The following is a 1577-nucleotide window of genomic DNA, read 5'->3' as shown; positions in this document are numbered from 1 at the left end:
CTATCTTTTATTTCAGCCATACCCAACCCAAAAATGCGTCCTATCCCACTTGTTATATCACCTTTCAAAAACTCCTCCTCAGGGTCCCTTTCTCCAAAACCTACTGACAATAGCAAAGAATTAATTTTACCATTATCTGCTGGTAATGATACCAAAGCATTACTATATTTTATGTTGTTTGATATATAACTCACAGAACATCCCATTTTTTTAGATAATGGTAAACCAATAGATAAATTTAACTGATACAATTCTTTTTCATACTGATTATTTATTTCACCATATTCTTCTGGGTCTTCAATAAATTTTCCTTCATTGTCTTTGATAAATTGTTTCGCATTATATGCTCCGTCCTTATATAAATATTCCTCAGTTGAGAATCTTAACCCACTAAATGAAAATGAAAAGCAATTGTAAAGGTTAATGTTTGCCATTCCAGATAGCCCTGCTTGTTGATTTATTCCCATAAGCATAATATTTTCAGCATTTCTAAATATATTTTGTTCCATTAACATTAGACCTAAACTTCTCTCTCCGCCCTGCATAATCATTGGCATCGGGGCTATAAACCATCCATCTTCTACATTAATAATAATTCTGATACCATTTGATTCCTCAACCCATTCTTTTTTAATTTCCAGTGATTTAAAAAGTTTTAAACGAAACAAATTCTTTTTACTTTTCTCTATGTCTTCTTGATTAAGGATGTCGCCTTCTTTAAAAACCAATGCTTTGCGAATTATGGATTCCTTAACCCGATTGCCAGTAATTTTTATTTCTTTTATTACTTCTTTATCTATTGCAAAGATATTTAATTCCATAGCGAAGAAGAAAAAAGATAAAATAATAACAAGTGTCAAGATATCAAGTTTCATAAAATATTCACAGAACTCTTTACTTTTTTTCTTAAAGACCAGTATGTTTGTGATATTCCCAATCTAATTCCTATAATTGCAAACGGAATCAAGACTGAAATATATCTATTTATATCAGAACGAATCAAATTTCGCATTTGTTCAGCATTACTCGGTGGAGTTACTGGTATTCCTCCAATGTTCATCACACACTGACCAACATTATAATACATAATTGGTATGCGTAGAATATAAAATATAATGAGTATAAACGAGACAATACCAACAAACTTTAATATCCTATTTTTTTTGTTAACGATTAATAGAATTAGACCAGGAATAAGTATTGGTGTCCAAAACAAGATACCAGATTGAGGATGCAACATATTTTCAAAAATGTATTGAATATCAAATCTCAATATATTTATACCGCCCATACCTTCTTTCAATATACCTAAATACAATGGTGTGCCAAAATATAGAGAGTTGTAAAGAATATAAATTGATAAAGGAATAAGCCCACCTACTAATGTGTACATTAAGAAATAAAATCTTTTGGTAAACAAATAATAGCCAAATAAAAGAATTAGAATAATGCTTAACTCAAGTCTGGTCAATACAAGAAATCCTAAAACTATTCCGGTCAATATTATCTGCCATCGCTTATTCATGTCAAATGAATTACATAGAAATAAAAGAAATAGAGATGACAATCCAAAAGCT

The 1577-nt window shown here is 30.1% G+C and carries 2 protein-coding genes; both read right to left on the bottom strand.

All coding sequences use genetic code 11. The annotated features are described in order from the left end of the window. Positions 1–875, bottom strand: an 875-nt coding sequence (locus tag AB1349_14240) for a POTRA domain-containing protein (protein MEW6558485.1), incomplete at its 3' end; no start/stop codon positions are given. Continuing rightward, the coding region (locus AB1349_14235; protein ID MEW6558484.1) for a hypothetical protein at positions 872–1577 on the bottom strand (706 nt) is incomplete at its 5' end. The genes AB1349_14235 and AB1349_14240, both read right to left, overlap by 4 nt.

The sequence above is a fragment of the Elusimicrobiota bacterium genome (genome assembly GCA_040757695.1).
Classification (GTDB): Bacteria; Elusimicrobiota; UBA8919; order UBA8919; family UBA8919; genus JBFLWK01.
This window is presented reverse-complemented; position numbering and strand designations above follow the sequence as displayed.